Here is an 18,944-nt window from a genome sequence, read left to right on the forward strand (position 1 = left end):
CTCTCGGGGGCAGGGACGTTCGGCCGTGCGCGGGCGCCCGGTCGGCGGCCCGTTCTGGGCGCGCCTCAATCGTAGCCCGAGACGGTCCCGGGCTGACAATTTCGACTGTAATGGACGTTCTTAAACGACTAGTCAAACAAGAACGTCCCCAACGACTATCTTTTAGCAGGTCTGGATCAAGGCAATGCCGATGTTTTGGCACCGGCAGCGAGCGCCCACCAGAGCGAACAACTTGGCATGAAAAGAGGACGGCATAGACCTTCTGGTCATGCCGTCCTCTTTGAATGACAAGTTGTCGCTCTGGTGGGCGCGCAGCGTCAACTAGTTACGCGGTTTGGTAAAACCGCGTAACCCAACTAGAAGCGGTTGCCGCGGAAGCCGCCGCCGTTGCGGCCGCCACGATCGCCACCGCGACCGCCACGGTCGTTACCACGGTTGCCGCCAAAGCCGCCACGGTTGCCGCCAAAGCCGCCGCGACCGCCACGGTCGCCGCCACGGTCACCAAAACCGCCACGGCCGCCACGATCGCCACCGCGACCGCCGCGGTCGCCGCCACGGCCACCACGATCGCCAAAGCCGCCGCGACCGCCACGGTCGCCGCCACGGCCACCACGGTCGTCACGGCCGCCGCGAGGACCGCGATCCTCGTCCAGGCCCATGGCGACGAGCGGAGCGATAACCTTATCGAGAGCGGCCATCAGCTCGGTGGCCTCCTCGTAAGAAAGCTCGGGCAGGAGCTTCTCCTTCTTGTTGGCAAGCTCGACCAGGCCCTCAGCGGCATCCTCGGCGGCGAAGACAACAATCTTGCGCATATCGCCCTCGGCGTCGTCGATGCGGCCGACCAGATCGGCAGCCTCGGCCTCAGCCATCAGGCCATCGAGCTCACGAAGGCGCATGCCCAGCAAGTCGGACATTTCCTTCTGCTCCATCTTGGGCTTGAGGTCAAGAAGCTTGATGGCGCGCTCGATGTTCGCCATGCGCTCGGCCTTGGCCTCCTCCTCCTTGGAAATAGCAAAGCGACGGCTACGCAGCAGGCGGGCGGCCTTCTGCATCTTGTCCATCAGCTCTTCGTCATCGTAATCAACGGCGGCCTCGACAACCTCGGCCTCCTCCTCGGCGGAAACCTCGTCAGCAGCCTCAGCCTCGGCAGCTTCGGTCTCCACGGTCTCGACTGCCTCGACCTCGGCAGCCATGGTCTCGTTCTCGGTCTCGTTCATGATCTCTTCGTTCTCGGACATGAGACTCCTTCTTGGCCCTCTCGGGCATCATCGCCCCATTCGCGGGGCCCGTCGCGCACTCTTTGCGCTTTAAACATTCATGCCTCTCGGCAAAACGTCCATTAGTTTATGGTGTCGCCATCCAATCTAGCTGCAGAATCTATGTGCACACATTAATGCGACATGTGCGACTCGCGATGAGCGTACACCAGCGACGCCACGAACCCGACCACGGCAATTACAGCCGCCACACGCACGGCAGCTGCAAATCCAATCGCCTGGGCAACGTCGATCGCAGCGCCAGCGACGCTGGCAGCCGCCGCAGAACTCGAGAGCAGACCGATAAACAGCGACGGGCCAAACGATGCGGCAATCATGTTCCACGTGTTAAGCAATGCCGTTCCGTGAGGATGTTCAGCGGCAGGCAGCGTCTCCAAACCAGCCGTTTGCGAGGGGCTCAGCACCAAACCGACTCCGGCATACACCACAACGGTCAGCGCAACGACGACGCCGATGTTCATGCTTGCCGCCGTCATCGAGATGGCAGTCTGTCCCACGGCAATCAGGACAAAGCCGACCGGCAGCAGCGGCCATGCGCCACGGGCGTCCATCACACGTCCGCCCACAATCGAGGTCACGGCGTTGCAGGCAATCGCCGGCAAAATGAGCAGGCCCGCAATAAGTGCGGTCATGCCGTATGCGCCCTCAAAATAGAGCGGCAACAAAACGCTCATCGAGAACGTCGTCATCATCGACACCACCACAAGCAAGCACGCAGGCCAAAAACGAACGCTCGCCATGGGACGCACGTTAAGCACCGGATGCTCGAGCTTGAGCTGGCGGGCCGCAAACAGGCCGAGCAGCACAACGGCAGCGAAAAGCGCCACGACACCGGCAATCAAATTGGTCGAGAACTCACCCACGGAATACACAAACGCCGTAATGCCGGCAGCGAGCAAAACAACCGACAGAATGTCAAGCGTGGTGTTCGAGCGCTCTCCGACATTCTGAACAAGCTTTACGCCCGCCGCAGCGACCACAACGCCGCCCACCAGCGGCACTACGAATACCGCCCTCCAGCCAAACAACGTGCACATAAGACCGCTGATCACGGGTCCAAACGCCGGCCCTAGCGTAATGCAGGCGCCGCCCAGACTCAGATACAGACCAAGCTTCTCGCGCGGGGCGCAAGACAGCACCACGTTCATCATGAGCGGAAACAAGATGCCCGATCCCGCAGCCTGCAAAATACGGCTTGGCAGCAAAACGCTAAACGACGGAGCGATCAGACACAGGACTTCGCCGGCGACCATACATCCGCATGCGAAAAACAACAGCTTGCGCGTCGAGAAACGGCCGGACAGGAAGGCCATGATGGCCGTAAAGATCGACGTCACAATCATGTAGCCCGAGACGAGCCACTGCGCCGTGGTGGCACTCACCGAAAAGGCCGCCATAATGTCGTGCAACGCCACGTTAATGATGTTCTCGTTAAACGCGGCAACAAAGGCCGCAATATACATAACGACGAGAATCGCCGCAGTGGCCGATGGCGTTGCTTGAACTTGTTGCTGAGATTTGCTCCCCATGCATTTCCTTCCTCTTGGAACGACAGTCGCATCGCCCCAGAGGAACAGTCCAGGGCGAAAAATGAGCCCTAGACTTACGCCAGACGCCGTACACGACGAATCTGGCAACATGGTCCAACGTTGAAAGATTGTAACGCGGACGCGCAGCTTTCCTTCCGCGCTATTATTAAAAGTCCACGAAAGCATAAGACATGAGGAGCCCGCCATGATTAAGCCCATCATGAAATCCGAGTTCTTTTTGCGCCTGCCTTCCGAAGACGCGGGACCCGACGATGCCGTGACCGGGCAGGATCTCCTGGATACACTCCACGAGCATGAGCACGAGTGCGTGGGACTCGCCGCCAACATGATCGGCGTGCGCAAGCGCATCATCTGCGTAAAGGACGGCAACAGGACACTCCTGATGTACAACCCTCAAATTCTTGAGCAGGTCAATGCCTATCAGACGAGCGAAGGATGCCTCTCGCTGATCGGCGAGCGCCCCTGTACCCGCTATCGCCGCATTAAGGTGGAGTATTTGGACGAGAACTTCGTCCACCGCATCAAAAACTTCTCGGGCTACACCGCCGAGATCATCCAACACGAAATCGACCACTGCAATGGCGTCGTGGTTTAGGCCACCTGCCAAAATGAGGGTACCGGAGGCCTCCCTATGGATATCAGCCGCTTTGGCGAATTCGCCATCTTAGCGCAGTCACGCACGTTTCTTGATGCGGCGGAACTGCTTTTCATGTCGCAATCAACCCTCTCCAAGCACATCATGGCAATGGAGCACGAACTCGGCTGCAAGCTCATCGATCGAAGCCAGCGCCACGTAACACTCACCGCGCAAGGTGAAGCGCTCCTCCCCTATGCGCAAAAAATTGCGACGCTTCAGCACCGCTATCTTGCCGCCATTCAAATAGGCGCAGGTGAGCCGCTCGAGCACCTCACCGTAGGTTCTATCCCCATTATGGCCCCTTATGGGATCACGGACGCCGTCATCGATTTTCAGCAGGCGAACCCCTCATATTCTGTTGAGCTCATCGAAGGCGAGGGCGACACACTCAAGCGCATGCTCCTGCACGAGGACATTGACCTGGCCTTCATCCGTGACAGTGGCGCCATCGAGCCGGAGTTCAAAAAGATCCCCTTTACGACCGACCGGCTCGTGGCCGTCCTTCCGCTCGACCATCCACTCGCCGAACGTGACACCGTCGAGATAGACGACCTTATCGACGAGAATTTCCTCATGCTTCCCCAAGGCTCGTTCGTAAGCGAGCTCGTCCTTTCCCTTTGTCGCGAAGCTGGATTTGGCCCACGCGTTACGTTCACCGGCAAACGAGCCGAGAACATCATCTCTCTTGTCGCGCGCGGCGCCGGCGTCTCATTCCTCATGCGCAAGCCGACGGAATCGCTCGCCAGCGGAAAGGTAGCCCTGGTGTCGCTTGAGCCCGCGACGACCTCCGAGGTAAGGCTCTACCTCAAGCGAAACGCCGCGCACTCGCAGGCGGTCGTCTCGTTCATTGGCTTCCTCCCCTACCGTCAGCTCCTGCAGGGCGACCGTGCGTCTTCCACCGCGGCACGACCGTCATAATCCCCGCTGCTCCGCAACCGCAGACTTGTGTCCGCAAACACGCTGACAACGGCACGAAACACAAATATGCCTCGGGCGGCACGTCGCCGTCCGAGGCATATTTAGTTAAAGTGCGCAGACAGACTAGTCCACCGAGATGTTGAGCGCCTTACCGCCCTCGTCCTTCCTGGTACCGATCACCATAGCGGCGACAAGAGCCAGAACGAAAGCGACCACACCGGAGATGACAAGGCCGATAAAGCCCATGTCGATGCCGGCAGGGTTAATAAAGCTCGGAAAACCGAGCGGGCCGGAGGCACCGAAGGCATAGAGTTTGGCACCCATGAGACCGGCGATGGCGCCGCCTACACCAGCGGAAATAAAGGTTGCCCACATAAGGCGCTTACGCGGCAGCAAGATGGCGTAAAGCGCAGGCTCGTTGACACCGAAAATCGAAGAGACAAGGGCGGGAATGTTGACGGCAGCATTTTCCTCGGAATCCTTGGTTCGGATGACCATGCCAAGCACAGCACCGGCGATGGCACAACCGCCTGCATACACGAGCGGATTAATGAGGTCATAGCCGTAGGTTGCGACATCGAGAAACCACAGCGGGATGATACCCCAGTGCAGGCCGAACATGACGAGCAGGCTCCAGAACGTGCCGATGACAAAGCCGGCGAGGGCGGGCTGGACGTTGATGAGCATCAGAATGATCTGGGCAACGATGTTGGAGAGGACCGTCATGACCGGACCGACCACAAGCAGGCCAAGGATGCCGCAAATGAGGAGCGTCAGGATGTTGGAGAAGAACGAGCTCACAAGCGCGGGCAGCGCGTTAGAAAGGGCCTTGTGCACCTTGGAGGCAATCCAGACGATAAAAATCGCAGGCAGAATCGTCGATGAGTAATTCTGCATGATCAGCGGGATGCCAAAAATATCACCGTAGACATTGGACTCGAAGACCGTGCCGGCGCCGAGCGTGTAGAGCGGATCTCCGCCCATAAGGGCAACGAGCGTCGGATAGACGAGGATACCACCGAGCGCCATTCCCATAACGGGCTTAAGTCCGAACTTCTTGGCCGACGTCCAGCCAATGATTAGCGGAAAGTAATAGAAGACCGAATCTCCGATTGCCGAAAGCGTCACATACGTATTGCTGTCCTTGGCTAGCCAACCGGCAACCGTGCAGAGCGCGAGCATCGACTTGATAAAGCCACCGGCCATAAGCACGCCAAGAACCGGTTGCAGGATCTCGGAGATGATGGCAAGCAGACGCGAGAATGGATCGCCCTTTTTGACGTCGTCGCCCTCATCGATATCGAGTGCGGGTTTGGAGTCGAACCCGCCAATCTGAACAAGGTCGTTGTAGACGGCCTCGACAGTGGCACCAATCACGACCTGATACTGTCCGCCGGCCTGGATGACGTCAACGACGCCCTTCGTCGCCTTAAGCTCATTGGTCTGGGCGAGCGATTCATCCTTGAGGTGGAAGCGGAGACGCGTAATGCAGTGGCTCACGTCTAACACATTGTCTCGACCACCGACCTTTGTGATGATTTCATCGCAAAGCTTCTGGTATTTCATGGAATTCTCCTTTTTCTGAGCGGGGCATAGCGTAGATTTCATGCCTCCGTAGTCGACGTGGAAGGACAAGGAACCCGCTTCCCCCTTTGAAATCCGCGGACGCACGTACGCCCGGGATGGGAAACGGCAGAGAAGATGGAAGATGCCGATCACATGGCAGCGAGCCTCATTGGCCCATGTCACGCAATCAGGTCTACAGACGCGAATCTGCTGCGCCGAGAAGTCTCGTCGTCTGGCAGAACTTGTCACACAGACGTTCCGGTTCGCCCTGGGGAATCTGAGTACGCTCGGTCTCAAAGGAGAGGCCGTACTCGCGTGCCGGAAGGAAATACTCGAAATAGCCGTTGGTGTAACCGCAAACTATTCCCTCGACCGGGCATTCGCGCTTCATGCGAATACCCAAGTCGCTGCCGAGCTCACTCGGGAACACAAAGAGATGCAGGCCGCCCAAACTGATGACGGCACACTTAAGCGTGAGCGAAAAGTCGTCATGGGCAACGGTGTGATAGAACGTCTGAGGCTCGATGCGGTCAAGAACGACCTCGCGATCGAGCTTGATCTGGGAAATCGCCTCGGCAAGACCGGTCGAAACGCGCTCGACCTCGGGAATGCCGCGTCCCTGGCGAAAATTGCGGTCGCTACAGTCACCAGCAGCACCGACGACCATGGCCGGATAGTAACCAAGACTCTGAGCGAGCTTTTTGCCGGTAAGACCGGCGAGTTCGCTCGTGAGCTCCGTGCAGTCGGGTCCGACGCAAGCGGAATGCACCGCCCAGTTCACAAAGCCCGCAAATGGCTTGCCTTCGGTATCGAAGAACGATACGACAATGACCTCATTGTCGGCGAGTTCACCTGGGATGATGCGGTTGTCGTAGAAACCGGTGATGACCTGCTTGCCCAAGCGACAAATCGCGGGCTGTGCGTTGGCGCGGCACTCCTCAAAGCATTGGCAAATGGTATCGAGGAACCAGCGGTAGTAGTTCTCGTCGAATTTTCCCGTCCACCAGCTGCGGTGGTAAGCGACGATTGAAGTATGGTCGTGCGTCGCCGAGAGCAGGACGCAATCACGGTCAATGCCGTAGCGCTCGGCGAGCATTGTCTTGACTTCCTCGGCCATGCTTTCCTCGAACTCGAGGACATCGGCATTAAAGAGAAACACTTCACGTTCGCCTTGCTGGAAGAGGATGGCGTTGGCGAAGACGTCGTCATGGACGCCTGTCGCAGTCTCCAGACGGTTGGGAAGATTGCGGTAGCCAATCAGGTAGATGTCGCCCTGTGGGGTGATTTTGCGGCGCGCGTGTCCAATGTTCATGCACGTTCTCCTTCTGTGTCACGCCGCATTCAAGGCGGCAATGATGATTTCGACGAGGCGCTCATGGGATCCGGCGGCAAAACCGGAGTTCATGGCCTCATAGGTGATCTTTTCGTACGCGTCGGGAGCCGGTAGGTACTTCTGTCCGCCGTTGACGAGCGTGGCAAAGAACACAGAGCCGGACCGAGCGGCGCGCACAGTGGCGCCGAACGCACTCGAGACCTCAGGTTGTACGCCGACAAGCTCGACGTTTCCCAGCCGGAGCAGATAGACCCTCGTGCGCTGCTCGCCAGCGGCATGAAATTCATACGTTCGGTGCGGAGCCAAAGAGTGAAAATCGGCGCGTGTCTGAGCGGGCAGAAAAACGTCGACCGTGCGGGCATCGATGCCGGTGGCGTCATCCTCACGCGCCATGCGAGCGGCCTCGATCAAAGCATCGCCCAAGGCCTGACCCTGCTGGTGCAGCATGCGGTATCCGTCTTCATGGGCATCGACCGTCTGCTTAACGCCGGCCGCATCGAACATGACGTTCATGGCGCGCTCCGCCGGACCTTGGTCGCCCGCGGCGCCTGGCAGCAACAGGGCAACGCCGCCCAGCTCGCGCTCGAGTGACATGGCGGCAAAACCAAAGAGGTCTCCGCTCGCCATGTGCCTCCCCTCGGAGTCGCGCGACCCGTCGAGCACGGAGGACTGAACGTCCGCCGTCGCGAGCACGGCAACATACTCGCCCCCGGCATCCCTTATGGCGAGTACGGGCATCGTGTGGTCGGCAAACCCCCTGGGATTCGAGCCCAACCACCAGCCGGCAGGCGTCTCAATGTCGCGATTAACGTTCACGGGGCATTCGCCCTCCACAGTGGCGAGCGTGGCAGAGCGAATGCCCGCAACAGCGCGCTCGACAGCCGTGCGGGCGGCAGCGACGAGCGCTGCGCGATAGCGCTCGTTGCGGTTGCGGGCAGCATCGTCGACAAGATGCCCGGAAGTGCGGACGTGAGGCATGGAAAACGTGTGGGTAGGAACCACCCAAGAATAAGCACCGCTGCAATTGGCGGCATCCTCAACAACCTCACGCAGATCGGCGAGTAGAGCCGGAGCGATCGAGGTGACCTCAAGCGAAAGGACGCAGGCGCGTCGCCCCGTCCCCTCGATGATAAGGGCACGGGCGAAGACCTCATGACGGAGTTCGTCGAAACCGTCGAACGGCAACACGTCCCCAAGATCGATGGCCACACGAGCGGCCCCAGCCCTCATCTCTCCTTCGTCCATGGCAGATACTCCCCTCTGATTGCCGCTCACTCGACACCGTACAGTTGCTGCGCCGTACCGCCAAGCACAAGGTCGCTGTCTGTATCGCTCAGATTTGCAGCGCGAACGCAGGCGACACCCTCGGTGAGCCACTCGCGTTTAACGGGATAGCTCGTGCCAAAAACAATATGGTCTGCACCCAGCACGTCAACCGCGCAGGCAAGGAGTATCTTGCCCCAAGGCTGAGCATGGGACATGTCGAAATAGATGTTGTTCTCGAGGCGCCTGGAAACGGTCTCGGTATCGACCTGAAAACGGCCAGAAGCATCAGGGCGCTTGGGACCATGAGGCAGCAGCATCTCCTTGAACGCAAAGTATGCGCCGCCGAGCATGGAGTGGACCATCTTGATATTGGGGTAGCGCTCAAAGAAATCGCCAAAGATCTCTCGGCCGATCGCCGTAGTTTGGTCGACGCAGCGGCCATAAGAGCGGCGAAGGTTGTCGTACGCGAGAAGCGATTCGTTCTCGACCGGCACGGGAACATGGTGCACGTAAACGGTGACATGGCGTTCGTTCAGGTGCTCGAAAAAGCTCGAGAAGACCTGGTCGTCGAGATAGCGCTTGCCGTAGTGAGCGCAGAGCTGCACACCCGCAAAACCATCGTCGAGCCTGCGATCGAGCTCCTCCAAATTCGCTTTGGTGCCAAAGGGCGGCACAGCGACAAGCGGAATCAGACGGCCACTTGACGCCTTCGCGTCAGCAGCCATACCGTCGTTGAAACGCCGGCACATCTCGAGCGACATCCACTCGTGACAACCGGGGAGCTTGAGGATCGCCTTGTCGACCCCCGCCTCATCCATATCGGCCAAGCGCTTCTCGAGGGTGTAGTCGCCCTCAATGTAGTTAAGACCCGGAGAACCGGCGGGCATCTCGATCACGATCTGTCGTTTGCCGGCGGAATTCATGGTCAGATAGCCTTCGGTGTCATAGGCGCGGGGTACCTCGGCCAAAAACTGTTCGCAGAGCGTCTCGTCATGAAAGATGTGCTCGTCGAACCAGTAGGAATTTGCATCGATAATCATTGGTTGGAACCGCCTTTCATCTTGTTGAAAACATTCTAGAAAAGCAGGTACCCGGACATCAATTCCAGCTTAAGCCCACTGTATTCCATTTTGGAATAGAACTTACCGCTCACACGCGAACCTCGCCCGCTCAACGAGACAAGCGCTAACAGTACGGGCTTAGACAGAAAACGGTCGGCCCGCATCCGTTGCGGGCCGACCGTTTCATTACAGTCTACCTTTGCCGTTACGCCTGGCGGTAGTGATCGAAGAAATCGGCGAGGTCTTCGAGGGACTCTTTGAGCACTTCCATGCGCGGCAGGTACACGATGCGGAAGTGATCGGGCTCGGCCCAGTTAAAGCCGCCGCCGCGCGTGATCAGAATCTTCTTCTCGTGCAGCAGGTCGAGGGCAAACTGCTCGTCATCGGTGATGTTGAACTTCTTAACATCCATCTTGGGGAAGATGTAGAACGCCGCGCGCGGCTTGACCACCGAGATGCCGTCGATCTTGTTGAGCGCCTCATACACAAAGTTGCGCTGCTCGTAGACACGACCGCCGGGACGGATGTAGTCGTTGACCGACTGATGGCCGCCGAGCGCCGTCTGGACGATCGACTGAGCCGGCACGTTGGAGCACAGGCGCATGTTGGAGAGCATGTTGATGCCCATGATGAAGTCGCTCATGCAGCGCTGGTTGCCCGAAAGCACCATCCAGCCAATGCGATAGCCCGCGATCATGTGCGACTTGGAAAGGCCGCTAAAGGTGACACAGGGCAGATCGGGGGCGAGCGAGGCAATCGAGACGTGCTCGTAGCCGTCCATGCACAGGCGGTCGTAGATCTCATCGGCAAAGATCATCAGCTGATGCCTGCGTGCAATCTCGACGATGCCCTCGAGCACCTCGCGCGGATAGACAGAACCCGTGGGGTTGTTGGGGTTGATGATGACGAGGGCTTTGGTCGCGCTCGTGATCTTGGACTCCATATCCTCCAGGTCGGGATACCAATCCGCCTGCTCATCGCACAGATAATGTACGGGATGACCGCCAGCAAGGGTTGCGCACGCCGTCCAGAGCGGATAGTCGGGGCTGGGGATCAGAATCTCGTCGCCATTGTCGAGCAGCGCGTTCATCGAAAGCTGAATGAGCTCGGACACGCCGTTGCCCGTGTAGATATGCTCCATCTGAACGTTGGGCAGGCCCTTGATCTGCGAATACTGCATGATCGCCTTGCGCGCGGAGAACAGGCCACGCGAGTTGGAATAGCCTTCGCAGTCGGGCAGCTGCTGGCGCATGTCCTTGATGACCTCATCGGGCGTGCGGAAACCGAAGGGCGCCGGGTTGCCGATATTGAGCTTGAGGATGCGCTCGCCCTCGTCCTCCATACGGGCGGCCTCGTCGACGACGGGACCGCGCACGTCATACAGGACGTTGTCGAGTTTGGTGGATTTAGAAAAAGTACGCATGGTGGTGCTCCTTGCAATTTGAGCTGAGGGATGGGGTTCGGGCTTGGAATCGTTGCGGGGTGATGATGCCTCGCCTTGATCGGCGTCGCCGGCAAGCAGCCAGGTAACATCGACCTCCAAAATCCGGGCGAGCAGCTCAGCCACATCGCGCCGCGGGATCGTCTTGCCGCTCACATATTGGCTCATCTGACTCTTGCCGAGTTTTTTGCCGAGCATCTCCGATGCGCGGATTACGTCCGACTGGCGAACGTCGCGATTGGACATAGTCTGTCGCAGGCGATCGCAAAACGTCTCTTGGGCCACAGGAACCTCCTTGCTGGCAAAGTTCAATTTATAGAACACGAATTGAACCAAGGTTCAATTTAGCAAGCAGTATAGCGCCGTACCTCATTCGAAAGTTCAATTTCATAAGAAAACGTACGGAACTCCGAGTTTTGCCCAAAGCGGACAATGACGTGCACACGTTTAGAGGTATTCAAGGAATCGAGCGGCGGCAAGCGAAACGTCAGCCGTGCGATATATCGCATTGATCTGCCGATGGGGATGTCCCTCGAGTGGTCGCACGGCAACATCGAACTGACAGCGGCGCAAGATGAGCGCGGGAAGAATGCTCACGCCCAAGCCGTCCTCGACCATAGCCATAATCGCATAGTCATCCCAAGTCGACAGCTTAGAGCGCACCGCCAGGCCCGCGCGGCGAAACAGCGGCGTAATCTCGTCATCGGTGCCGCGTTCTAGCAGAATAAACTGCTCGTTAGCCAAATCGGAAAGAGAGACGGCCTCCGCCGTGGCAAGCAAAGAGCCTGCCGGCACTACCGCCATCAACTCGTCGCGCACCAAAGGCCGCGATGCCATGCCGTTTTCTCGGGGCTCATGCGGGATAAAGCCCAGATCGCAGCGGCCCTCTGACACCCATTGTTCAATCTCTGAGTAATCGCCCATCAGCAACTCGTAATCGACGTCCGGGTAATCGGCGCGAAAGCGCGCAATCACTGGCGGCAGCACGTGGGTCGCCACACTCGAAAACGTACCGATGCAGATTTTGCCGCGCATGAGCCCGCGCATCTCATCCACCCGTCGCTGCAAGCGAGTGAATTCCTCACAGAGCGCCTCGACAGCCGGCATGACCTGCCGCCCGTCGGCAGAAAGCACTACGCCCTCGCGACTGCGGTCGAGCACCTTAAAGCCCCAATCGGCCTCAAGATCGGCCACCATACGGCTCACGCCCGACTGCGAATAGCTCAGCCGCTCGGCAGCACGCGTAAAGCTTCCGGCGCGCACCGTCTCCAGCAGCACCTGCATCTTTTGAATATTCGTTTCCACGAGGCGCCTCCACCTATGCATGAGTTTTTGTCATGTTAACTATGCATTATATTCGCTTTTCTTCTAAAGCCAGTTCACCCATAGTGAACTTGTTCGGATATAGAGGGGACGGAAGCGCATGAACAACGGACTGTTTACGTACTTAGCAGCATTGCTATTGTTTGGCTCCAACGGCATCATCGCCGCCGCCATCGCACTGCCGAGCTCCGATATCGTGCTACTGCGCACGTTTTTGGGCGCCCTCTCGCTTGTCACTATCCTTGCCATCACCCAACGCCATAAACTGCAGGCGCCATCTCGTCCCCGCGAAGCCGCAGCACTCCTTCTCTCGGGAGCCGCGCTGGGCGCCAGCTGGATTTTTCTGTTCCGCGCCTACCAGACGATCGGCGTCGGCGTATCCTCGCTGCTGTACTACTGTGGCCCCATCATCGTTATGGCGCTCTCCCCACTCATCTTTGGTGAAAAACTGACCGGCGGCAAAATCGCCGGGTTTATCGCCGTCGCCTGCGGTGCTTTTCTCATTGCAGAACAAGGTCTAGGCGGCAATATGCCCATTGCGGGTATTGTCTGCGGTATCGCCTCGGCATTTTGCTATGCGCTGATGGTCATCGCTAGCAAGGGTGCGCCACACATCGAAGGCCTCGAGAACTCCGCGCTCCAGGTGAGCGCCGCCTTTGTGACCGCGCTGGTCCTCACGCTCATCACGCAGGGCGCTCCCTCGTTCCTGTCCGCCGGCGTCGCCGCATGCATCGATTGGCGCGCCGTCGTCATGCTCGGCGTCGTCAACACCGGCATCGGTTGCCTGCTCTACTTTAGCGCCGTCGCCAAACTGCCCGTGCAGACCGTCGCCGTCGTCGGCTACCTTGAGCCGCTTTCGGCCGTCGTGTTCTCGGCCGTCCTTTTGGGCGAAGCCATAACATCGGTCCGTCTGATGGGCGCCGCGCTTATCATCGGCGGCGCGATTTTTTGCGAACTCGCCGGCAAACGCGCAAGCGCCAAGGCTGGCATCGCCCAGACAGCACGTGCTTAAAAGCCCCTGCTTTGAAATGCCCCTGCGTACATGAATAATCCCCAGCTGGGGATTATTGTCTAAAGTCAACCAATGTGCCAAACTGCTCTTGTATGTATAAAGACGGCATAAAGATTATCTGTCCTAGACAGATAACCGGATGTCCAAGGGAGTCCACGTGGCACACAACAAACTGGAGGCAAGCCCCCAAGACCAGCGTGGTCAAGGCGGGCATGGAGCCATTCCCCTCTCAGCTGGCATGCTGCTCGTTACGCTCGGCGTCGTATACGGCGACATCGGCACGAGCCCCATGTACACCATGAAATCAATCGTTGCCAACAACGGCGGCATCGGTACCGTCAGCGAGGACATGATCTTAGGAGCGCTTTCGCTCGTCATCTGGACCATGACGCTCGTGACCACGGTCAAGTACGTGGTTATCGCCATGAAGGCCGATAACCACAACGAAGGCGGCATCTTCGCCCTGTTTAGCCTGGTGCGCAAGGTGGCACCGTGGCTGATTCTCCCCGCCATGATCGGCGGCGCGGCGCTGCTCGCCGACGGCATCCTCACCCCCGCGGTCACGGTCACCACAGCCATTGAGGGCTTGCGCACTATCGAGTGGGGCCACGCGCTTTTGGGTGACGGGCAAACCAACGTCATCATTATTACCATCATCATTATCTGCGGTCTGTTTGCCATGCAGCGCGCCGGCACCTCGTCGATCGGCAAGCTGTTCGGCCCGCTCATGACGCTGTGGTTCCTGTTCCTGGCTGGCGCCGGCCTGTTCAACATGCTCGGCAACCTATCCATCCTGCGCGCTCTCAACCCCATTCGCGGCATTTTGTTCCTGTTCTCGCCCATCAACCACTCGGGCATTATGGTGCTCGGCTTCGTCTTTCTGTCGACGACCGGCGCCGAGGCCCTCTACTCGGACATGGGTCACGTGGGCAAGGCTAACATTTACGCATCCTGGCCGTTCGTAAAGGCGGCCCTCATCCTTAACTATCTGGGCCAGGGCGCTTGGCTGCTCGCCAACAACTCCAATCCCCAGATGCTCGCGATGGACATCGTCAACCCGTTCTATATGATGCTTCCCGAGCCCCTGCGCCCCTTTGCCATCGTGCTTTCGGCCGTAGCGGCCATCATCGCCTCGCAGGCCCTCATCACCGGCTCGTTCTCACTGGTATCCGAGGCAACGCGCCTCAACCTTATGCCGCACCTGCGCATCCACTACCCCAGCGACACCAAGGGCCAGCTCTATATTCCGCTCGTCAATAACATCATGTGGGTCGGCTGTATCTTCATCGTGCTGCTGTTCCAGAACTCCGAGCGCATGGAGAGCGCCTATGGCCTCGCCATTACCGTGACCATGCTTATGACCACCACGCTGCTGACGAGCTATATCGCCGGCATTCTTAAGCACAAGCTGGGCGCCTGTGTCTTCGCCCTGCTCTTCGGCGCCATTGAGCTGTGCTTCTTCGCCTCATGCCTCACCATGTTCTTTGACGGCGGTTACGTCATGATCTTCTTGGCCTCGCTGCTGTTTGGCCTTATGTATGTGTGGCGCCGCGGCACCGCCATCGAGCGCACACAAACGATCCTGCTGCCCGTCTCCAAGTACATCGATCAGCTCAACCGCCTGCGCAACGACGAGACCTACCCCGTGCTCGCCGACAATCTGGTGTTCCTCACCAACAGCCCCGATCCGCTCACACTCGACCGCGACGTGCTCTATTCCATCCTGGACAAACATCCCAAGCGTGCCAAGGCATACTGGTTCATCAACGTGCACGTTACCGATGAACCCTATACGCACGAGTATTCCGTCGAGACCTTTGGCACGGACTTTTTGTTCCGCGTACGCTTGGACCTGGGCTTTAAGGTCAATCAGCGCATCAACGCCTACCTGCGCCAGATCGTTGGCGACCTGATGGCATCGGGTGAGTTGCCGCCGCAGCATCACACTTACTCCATCTACGAGACACGCGGCAACGTGGGCGACTTCCGTTTTTGCATGCTGCGCAAGATGCTCGCCCCCGAAACGGACATCAACCGCAATGACCACCGCGTCATGGCCATCAAGTACGCCGTCCGCCGCGCCTGCGGAAGCCCGGCACGCTGGTACGGTCTAGAGAACTCGGCCATCATCATCGAGTACGTACCCCTCTTTGCCCGCATGCGTCCGGCCGTCAAACTTGTGCGCACCCAGGTGCCGCTCGAGATCCAGATCGAAGAGGCCGAGGAAATGGAGGTCGACATCTTCTCGGACGACTTGGTCAACGGCAACGAGGCCGGTAGGAACATGAACGTCGATCCCACCGAGTTGCTCGAGAGCGTCGCCGATACGCCCGAACAGCAACAGCTCGACGGCTTCGAGAGCGAACAACTCAACGACGCCAACTTCTAGCGACGTCACAAATCGACGACAGCGCCCCTGCACCTCACGGGAGATGCAGGGGCGCTTTGCATTGCAGTGAAGCTATCGGCTACGAACGACGCGGCTCGGGAGCCACGAGCTTATCGGGGCTCGCACCCTCGGCATCCATCAGGCTCACGTAGCGAATCGACGGATCCCCATACATCGCGTAGTAATAATTGCCCGTGCGTGCGCTAAAGCATCCGGTATAGATAGTCTTCTCGAACTTGCCATCGCCCATCCTGGACGCCCCCTCAATCATCACCACGCCCTCGAGTGAACGGAACATGCGGACGACGTTTTCGGTCTCGCTCTCCTTTTGCGGGTAATTGGCATTGAGGTACGCCGCCTTTACAAAACGGCTCGGCGAATAGCAATCGCCCGGAATGCCGCGCATGCCGGCACCGGCTCCATAGGGCTTGAGCTCGGCGCCACGCCATGTCGCCGTCTGCGGAAAATCGCTTGTGGCGGTGATATAGGTGCGTAGGTTTTCCATATGCCACGGGAAGGTCGGCTGATTGGCAAGGGTGTCGACCGGATCGTCGTATACATGCAGGCCGTCAGTCATCATCTCGACCACGATGCTGCGCTGGCTGTCGCCGATAATCCAATGGAGCAGTGACACGCCCAGCCCCTCTCCGGCAGATTTGGCGACAATCACCGTGTCGCGCAGCGCGGCCTCGACCTCATCGACCGTCGAGAACGTCGCTGCCACCCACAGGGGAAACTCATAGGCCGCGATATTGGTCTTGCCGTCGACAGGGCCCTCGGCATACTCGGCATAACCCGGGAAATTGAGACCCGCCACGGCGAGGCCCGCATCGTTGCCGCAGTCGAAGAACATAGGGTAGTTCTCGTAATCGATGCACATGCCGATTACCGCGTGCGCCGCCGACGCATCGTCGATAAACGAATACGGGACGTGGAACCCGCGCGGCATCACGCGAACCTGTTGGCCGTAGTCAAAGCTCCAGTCTAGGTTGCGGCCTAGATACATGTGACCAGAATTATCGGTAAATCGAATGCTCGTACACATAGCGCCTCCTAGCTTTGCGTTCCTGCTAAGGTTATTGTCACCAAACAAAAAGGCGCTAAACACAAAAGCCCGGACATGACAACAATGTCACGTCCGGACCAAAAGAGACGAAGTGCGGTGCTTTGGTCCCCTTAGACCAACTTTCCTAGACAGTGGTCAATCATGTGTTGAATCATCTGCGCCTCGAAGCCCACAAAGTCCTGCTTGCGCTCGCGCATCTTGCCGTCGACGATCACGTCATAAGCGACCTTGCACTTGATATAGCGCGTGGACTTGGTGATCTCCTCGTGCGTCAGGCAGCTCTCCTCCATCTTGCTGGCGCCCAGGCCAAACACCAGACGGGGGTTGTAAAGCACGTGGGGCTCACCGGCGTCGTCCAGATAGACGCAGACCTTCTTGGTGACGCCGATCTGGTTGGCAGCAAGGCAGCCGGCATCATCGAGTGACTTGATGGTATCGATCAGATCCTGAGCAACCGACTCGTCCTCGACGGTCGCAACCTCGCAACGCTGAGACAAAATAGCCTCGTCGTGGCAGAGCTCTTTAATCATACGTTCCTCCATAGGGGTCGTTGTAACCGCTTAAGTATACGGTACCCTCACATTTTCATGCGAAAAATACCGTCCGTCTGCTACAAAGCGCCGAACATCAACATGCGAGGAACAGCAGCGTCGTAAAGGGGCTATAGTAGGTGAGTTCGTGTCAATCGGCCTAAACTCGGGGCCGAACAAGGAAAGGGTATGCATGGACGAACTATTTCACGTCAGCGAGCGCAAGTCCACAATCGGGACCGAACTCCGCGCTGGACTGACAACATTCCTGGCGATGGCCTACATCATCGCCGTCAACCCCGCGGTGCTCTCGGGCGCTGGCATCGATGCGGGAGCGCTCGCCTGCGCCACCTGCCTGGGCGCCGGCATCATGACCATCTGCATGGGCATCTTCGCCAACCGCCCGCTCGCCTGCGCGTCGGGCTTAGGCGTCAACGCGATGATCGCCGGAATCACCACCACCGTCTGCGGCGGTGACTGGCACGTGGCCATGAGCGTCATCTTCCTTGAGGGCGTCGTCATCTTGCTGCTCGTGCTTTGTGGCCTGCGCGAAGCCATCATGGACGCCATCCCGGTTGTCCTGCGTCACGCCATCTCGGTGGGTCTGGGCCTGTTTATCGCCATGATTGGCCTGTGCGACGCTGGCATCATCACCGCTGGCGCCGGTACGCTCGTCGGCCTGGGCGACATCGCCTCCCCCACCTTTATCGTCGGCATCATCTCCATCGTCGTGACGGTTGCCCTGGCTTCCCGCAACGTGCCGGGCTCGTTGCTCATCGGCATCATCGTCGCCGTTATCGCCGGTATCCCCCTAGGTGTGACCCAGGCTCCGACCGGTATCATCGCCCCGCTCGACTTCTCGAGCATCGGTGGCCCCATCGCCGACGCCGGCGGCGTGCCCGCCATCGTCAAGGTCCTTACCGACCCCGCGCTCCTCGTCATCTCGTTCTCGCTGCTCATGAGTGACTTCTTCGACACCATGGGCACCGCGATGGCCGTGGCCAAGCAGGGCGAGTTCCTCACCGACGACGGCAACGTCGAGAATATCAAGGAAATCCTGATCGTCGACTCCGCCGCCGCCGCTGTGGGCGGTTTCATGGGCGTCTCCTCCATCACCACCTTCGTCGAGTCCACTTCCGGCGCCGCCGACGGTGGCCGCACGGGCCTCACCTCCGTCACCACCGGCGTGCTGTTCATTCTCGCCGCGTTCTTCTCCCCCATCGTCACCATCGTTTCCAGCGCCGCCACCTGCGGTGCCCTGGTCTACGTCGGCTACCTCATGATGAGCGAGGCCTCCGAGATCGACTGGTCCGACGTGTCGCAGGGTTTCCCGGCGTTCATGATTGTCGCCGGCGTGCCCTTCACCTACTCCATCTCTGCCGGCATTGGCCTGGGCTTTATCGCCTACGTGATCGTCGCGCTCTTTAAGGGCGAGGCTTCCAAGATCAAGCCGCTCATGTGGATCGCAGCCCTTGCTTTCCTCGTCTACTTCTTCGTAGCGTAGGCGCAAGGTTCGCAATATCAAACAGCAAAGCGCGGAGTCGCATCGAGCGGCTCCGCGCTTTGCTTTTAAAG

15 protein-coding genes are annotated in these 18,944 nt (G+C 58.9%); 5 read left to right on the top strand and 10 right to left on the bottom strand.

Translation table 11 applies throughout. The features are described 5' to 3' along the window. Positions 1-356 precede the first annotated feature (356 nt). Both AAAX72_RS09035 and AAAX72_RS09040 read right to left on the bottom strand, forming a co-directional pair. The gene (locus tag AAAX72_RS09035; RefSeq protein WP_349130052.1) at positions 357-1,238 is read right to left on the bottom strand and encodes a hypothetical protein; all 882 of its coding nucleotides are present in this window, start codon (positions 1,236-1,238) and stop codon (positions 357-359) included. Between the two features lie 152 nt (positions 1,239-1,390). Continuing rightward, a complete protein-coding gene (locus tag AAAX72_RS09040; protein WP_349130054.1) occupies positions 1,391-2,806 on the bottom strand; it encodes an MFS transporter in 1,416 nt (471 codons plus the stop codon). Positions 2,807-3,011: 205 nt separating this feature from the next. On the opposite strand from AAAX72_RS09040, the gene AAAX72_RS09045 reads away from it, so the two are divergent. Together AAAX72_RS09045 and AAAX72_RS09050 are read left to right on the top strand one after the other, a co-directional pair. After that, positions 3,012-3,422, top strand: a complete 411-nt coding sequence (locus tag AAAX72_RS09045; protein ID WP_195443843.1) for a peptide deformylase — start codon at positions 3,012-3,014, stop codon at positions 3,420-3,422. A 36-nt stretch (positions 3,423-3,458) separates the two neighbouring features. Then, positions 3,459-4,382 (top strand): LysR family transcriptional regulator, encoded by a 924-nt coding sequence (locus AAAX72_RS09050; RefSeq protein WP_349130055.1) that lies wholly within the window; start codon positions 3,459-3,461, stop codon positions 4,380-4,382. A gap of 123 nt (positions 4,383-4,505) precedes the next feature. Here AAAX72_RS09050 and AAAX72_RS09055 read toward each other — a convergent pair whose 3' ends face one another. The 6 genes from AAAX72_RS09055 to AAAX72_RS09080 form a co-directional block, all read right to left on the bottom strand. Continuing rightward, entirely contained in the window at positions 4,506-5,948 is a 1,443-nt protein-coding gene (locus AAAX72_RS09055) for a PTS transporter subunit EIIC (RefSeq protein ID WP_349130056.1), read from the bottom strand. 193 nt (positions 5,949-6,141) lie between these two features. Further along, a complete protein-coding gene (locus AAAX72_RS09060) occupies positions 6,142-7,260 on the bottom strand; it encodes a neutral/alkaline non-lysosomal ceramidase N-terminal domain-containing protein (RefSeq protein ID WP_349130057.1) in 1,119 nt (372 codons plus the stop codon). Positions 7,261-7,278: 18 nt separating this feature from the next. Further along, entirely contained in the window at positions 7,279-8,526 is a 1,248-nt protein-coding gene (locus tag AAAX72_RS09065; RefSeq protein ID WP_349130059.1) for a hypothetical protein, read from the bottom strand. A gap of 26 nt (positions 8,527-8,552) precedes the next feature. After that, positions 8,553-9,587, bottom strand: coding sequence for an amidohydrolase family protein (locus tag AAAX72_RS09070; protein WP_349130061.1), 1,035 nt, complete (start codon positions 9,585-9,587; stop codon positions 8,553-8,555). A 226-nt stretch (positions 9,588-9,813) separates the two neighbouring features. After that, positions 9,814-11,295: an aminotransferase class I/II-fold pyridoxal phosphate-dependent enzyme gene (locus tag AAAX72_RS09075; RefSeq protein WP_152068440.1), complete on the bottom strand. Its 1,482-nt coding sequence runs from the start codon at positions 11,293-11,295 to the stop codon at positions 9,814-9,816. Between the two features lie 201 nt (positions 11,296-11,496). Then, positions 11,497-12,354 carry a LysR family transcriptional regulator gene (locus AAAX72_RS09080; RefSeq protein WP_349130063.1) on the bottom strand — a complete coding sequence of 286 codons (858 nt, stop codon included), beginning with the start codon at positions 12,352-12,354 and terminating at the stop codon, positions 11,497-11,499. Positions 12,355-12,472: 118 nt separating this feature from the next. On the opposite strand from AAAX72_RS09080, the gene AAAX72_RS09085 reads away from it, so the two are divergent. Together AAAX72_RS09085 and AAAX72_RS09090 are read left to right on the top strand one after the other, a co-directional pair. Beyond that, positions 12,473-13,384, top strand: a complete 912-nt coding sequence (locus AAAX72_RS09085; protein WP_349130064.1) for a DMT family transporter — start codon at positions 12,473-12,475, stop codon at positions 13,382-13,384. A 139-nt stretch (positions 13,385-13,523) separates the two neighbouring features. After that, positions 13,524-15,773, top strand: coding sequence for a KUP/HAK/KT family potassium transporter (locus AAAX72_RS09090; protein ID WP_349130066.1), 2,250 nt, complete (start codon positions 13,524-13,526; stop codon positions 15,771-15,773). Positions 15,774-15,852: 79 nt separating this feature from the next. Here AAAX72_RS09090 and bsh read toward each other — a convergent pair whose 3' ends face one another. Together bsh and AAAX72_RS09100 are read right to left on the bottom strand one after the other, a co-directional pair. Continuing rightward, the gene (bsh, locus tag AAAX72_RS09095) at positions 15,853-16,818 is read right to left on the bottom strand and encodes a choloylglycine hydrolase (RefSeq protein WP_349130067.1); all 966 of its coding nucleotides are present in this window, start codon (positions 16,816-16,818) and stop codon (positions 15,853-15,855) included. A gap of 131 nt (positions 16,819-16,949) precedes the next feature. Further along, positions 16,950-17,369 (bottom strand): peptide deformylase, encoded by a 420-nt coding sequence (locus AAAX72_RS09100; RefSeq protein ID WP_349130069.1) that lies wholly within the window; start codon positions 17,367-17,369, stop codon positions 16,950-16,952. A gap of 193 nt (positions 17,370-17,562) precedes the next feature. Here AAAX72_RS09100 and AAAX72_RS09105 point away from each other — a divergent pair, with 193 nt between their 5' ends. Continuing rightward, positions 17,563-18,873: an NCS2 family permease gene (locus tag AAAX72_RS09105; protein WP_349130070.1), complete on the top strand. Its 1,311-nt coding sequence runs from the start codon at positions 17,563-17,565 to the stop codon at positions 18,871-18,873. Positions 18,874-18,944 lie beyond the last annotated feature (71 nt).

Source organism: Collinsella sp. CLA-ER-H8, assembly GCF_040092335.1.
Classification (GTDB): Bacteria; Actinomycetota; Coriobacteriia; order Coriobacteriales; family Coriobacteriaceae; genus Collinsella.

Excerpts from the sequence above, each read along its gene's own strand:
- AAAX72_RS09090 (WP_349130066.1), top strand. The coding sequence starts at position 13,524 with ATGTCCAAGGGAGTCCACGTGGCACACAACAAACTGGAGGCAAGCCCC.
- AAAX72_RS09105 (WP_349130070.1), top strand. The coding sequence starts at position 17,563 with ATGGACGAACTATTTCACGTCAGCGAGCGCAAGTCCACAATCGGGACC.
- AAAX72_RS09055 (WP_349130056.1), bottom strand. The coding sequence starts at position 5,948 with ATGAAATACCAGAAGCTTTGCGATGAAATCATCACAAAGGTCGGTGGT.
- AAAX72_RS09075 (WP_152068440.1), bottom strand. The coding sequence starts at position 11,295 with ATGTCCAATCGCGACGTTCGCCAGTCGGACGTAATCCGCGCATCGGAG.
- AAAX72_RS09065 (WP_349130059.1), bottom strand. The coding sequence starts at position 8,526 with ATGGACGAAGGAGAGATGAGGGCTGGGGCCGCTCGTGTGGCCATCGAT.
- AAAX72_RS09035 (WP_349130052.1), bottom strand. The coding sequence starts at position 1,238 with ATGTCCGAGAACGAAGAGATCATGAACGAGACCGAGAACGAGACCATG.
- AAAX72_RS09045 (WP_195443843.1), top strand. The coding sequence starts at position 3,012 with ATGATTAAGCCCATCATGAAATCCGAGTTCTTTTTGCGCCTGCCTTCC.
- AAAX72_RS09100 (WP_349130069.1), bottom strand. The coding sequence starts at position 17,369 with ATGATTAAAGAGCTCTGCCACGACGAGGCTATTTTGTCTCAGCGTTGC.
- bsh (WP_349130067.1), bottom strand. The coding sequence starts at position 16,818 with ATGTGTACGAGCATTCGATTTACCGATAATTCTGGTCACATGTATCTA.
- AAAX72_RS09085 (WP_349130064.1), top strand. The coding sequence starts at position 12,473 with ATGAACAACGGACTGTTTACGTACTTAGCAGCATTGCTATTGTTTGGC.
- AAAX72_RS09070 (WP_349130061.1), bottom strand. The coding sequence starts at position 9,587 with ATGATTATCGATGCAAATTCCTACTGGTTCGACGAGCACATCTTTCAT.
- AAAX72_RS09050 (WP_349130055.1), top strand. The coding sequence starts at position 3,459 with ATGGATATCAGCCGCTTTGGCGAATTCGCCATCTTAGCGCAGTCACGC.
- AAAX72_RS09060 (WP_349130057.1), bottom strand. The coding sequence starts at position 7,260 with ATGAACATTGGACACGCGCGCCGCAAAATCACCCCACAGGGCGACATC.
- AAAX72_RS09040 (WP_349130054.1), bottom strand. The coding sequence starts at position 2,806 with ATGGGGAGCAAATCTCAGCAACAAGTTCAAGCAACGCCATCGGCCACT.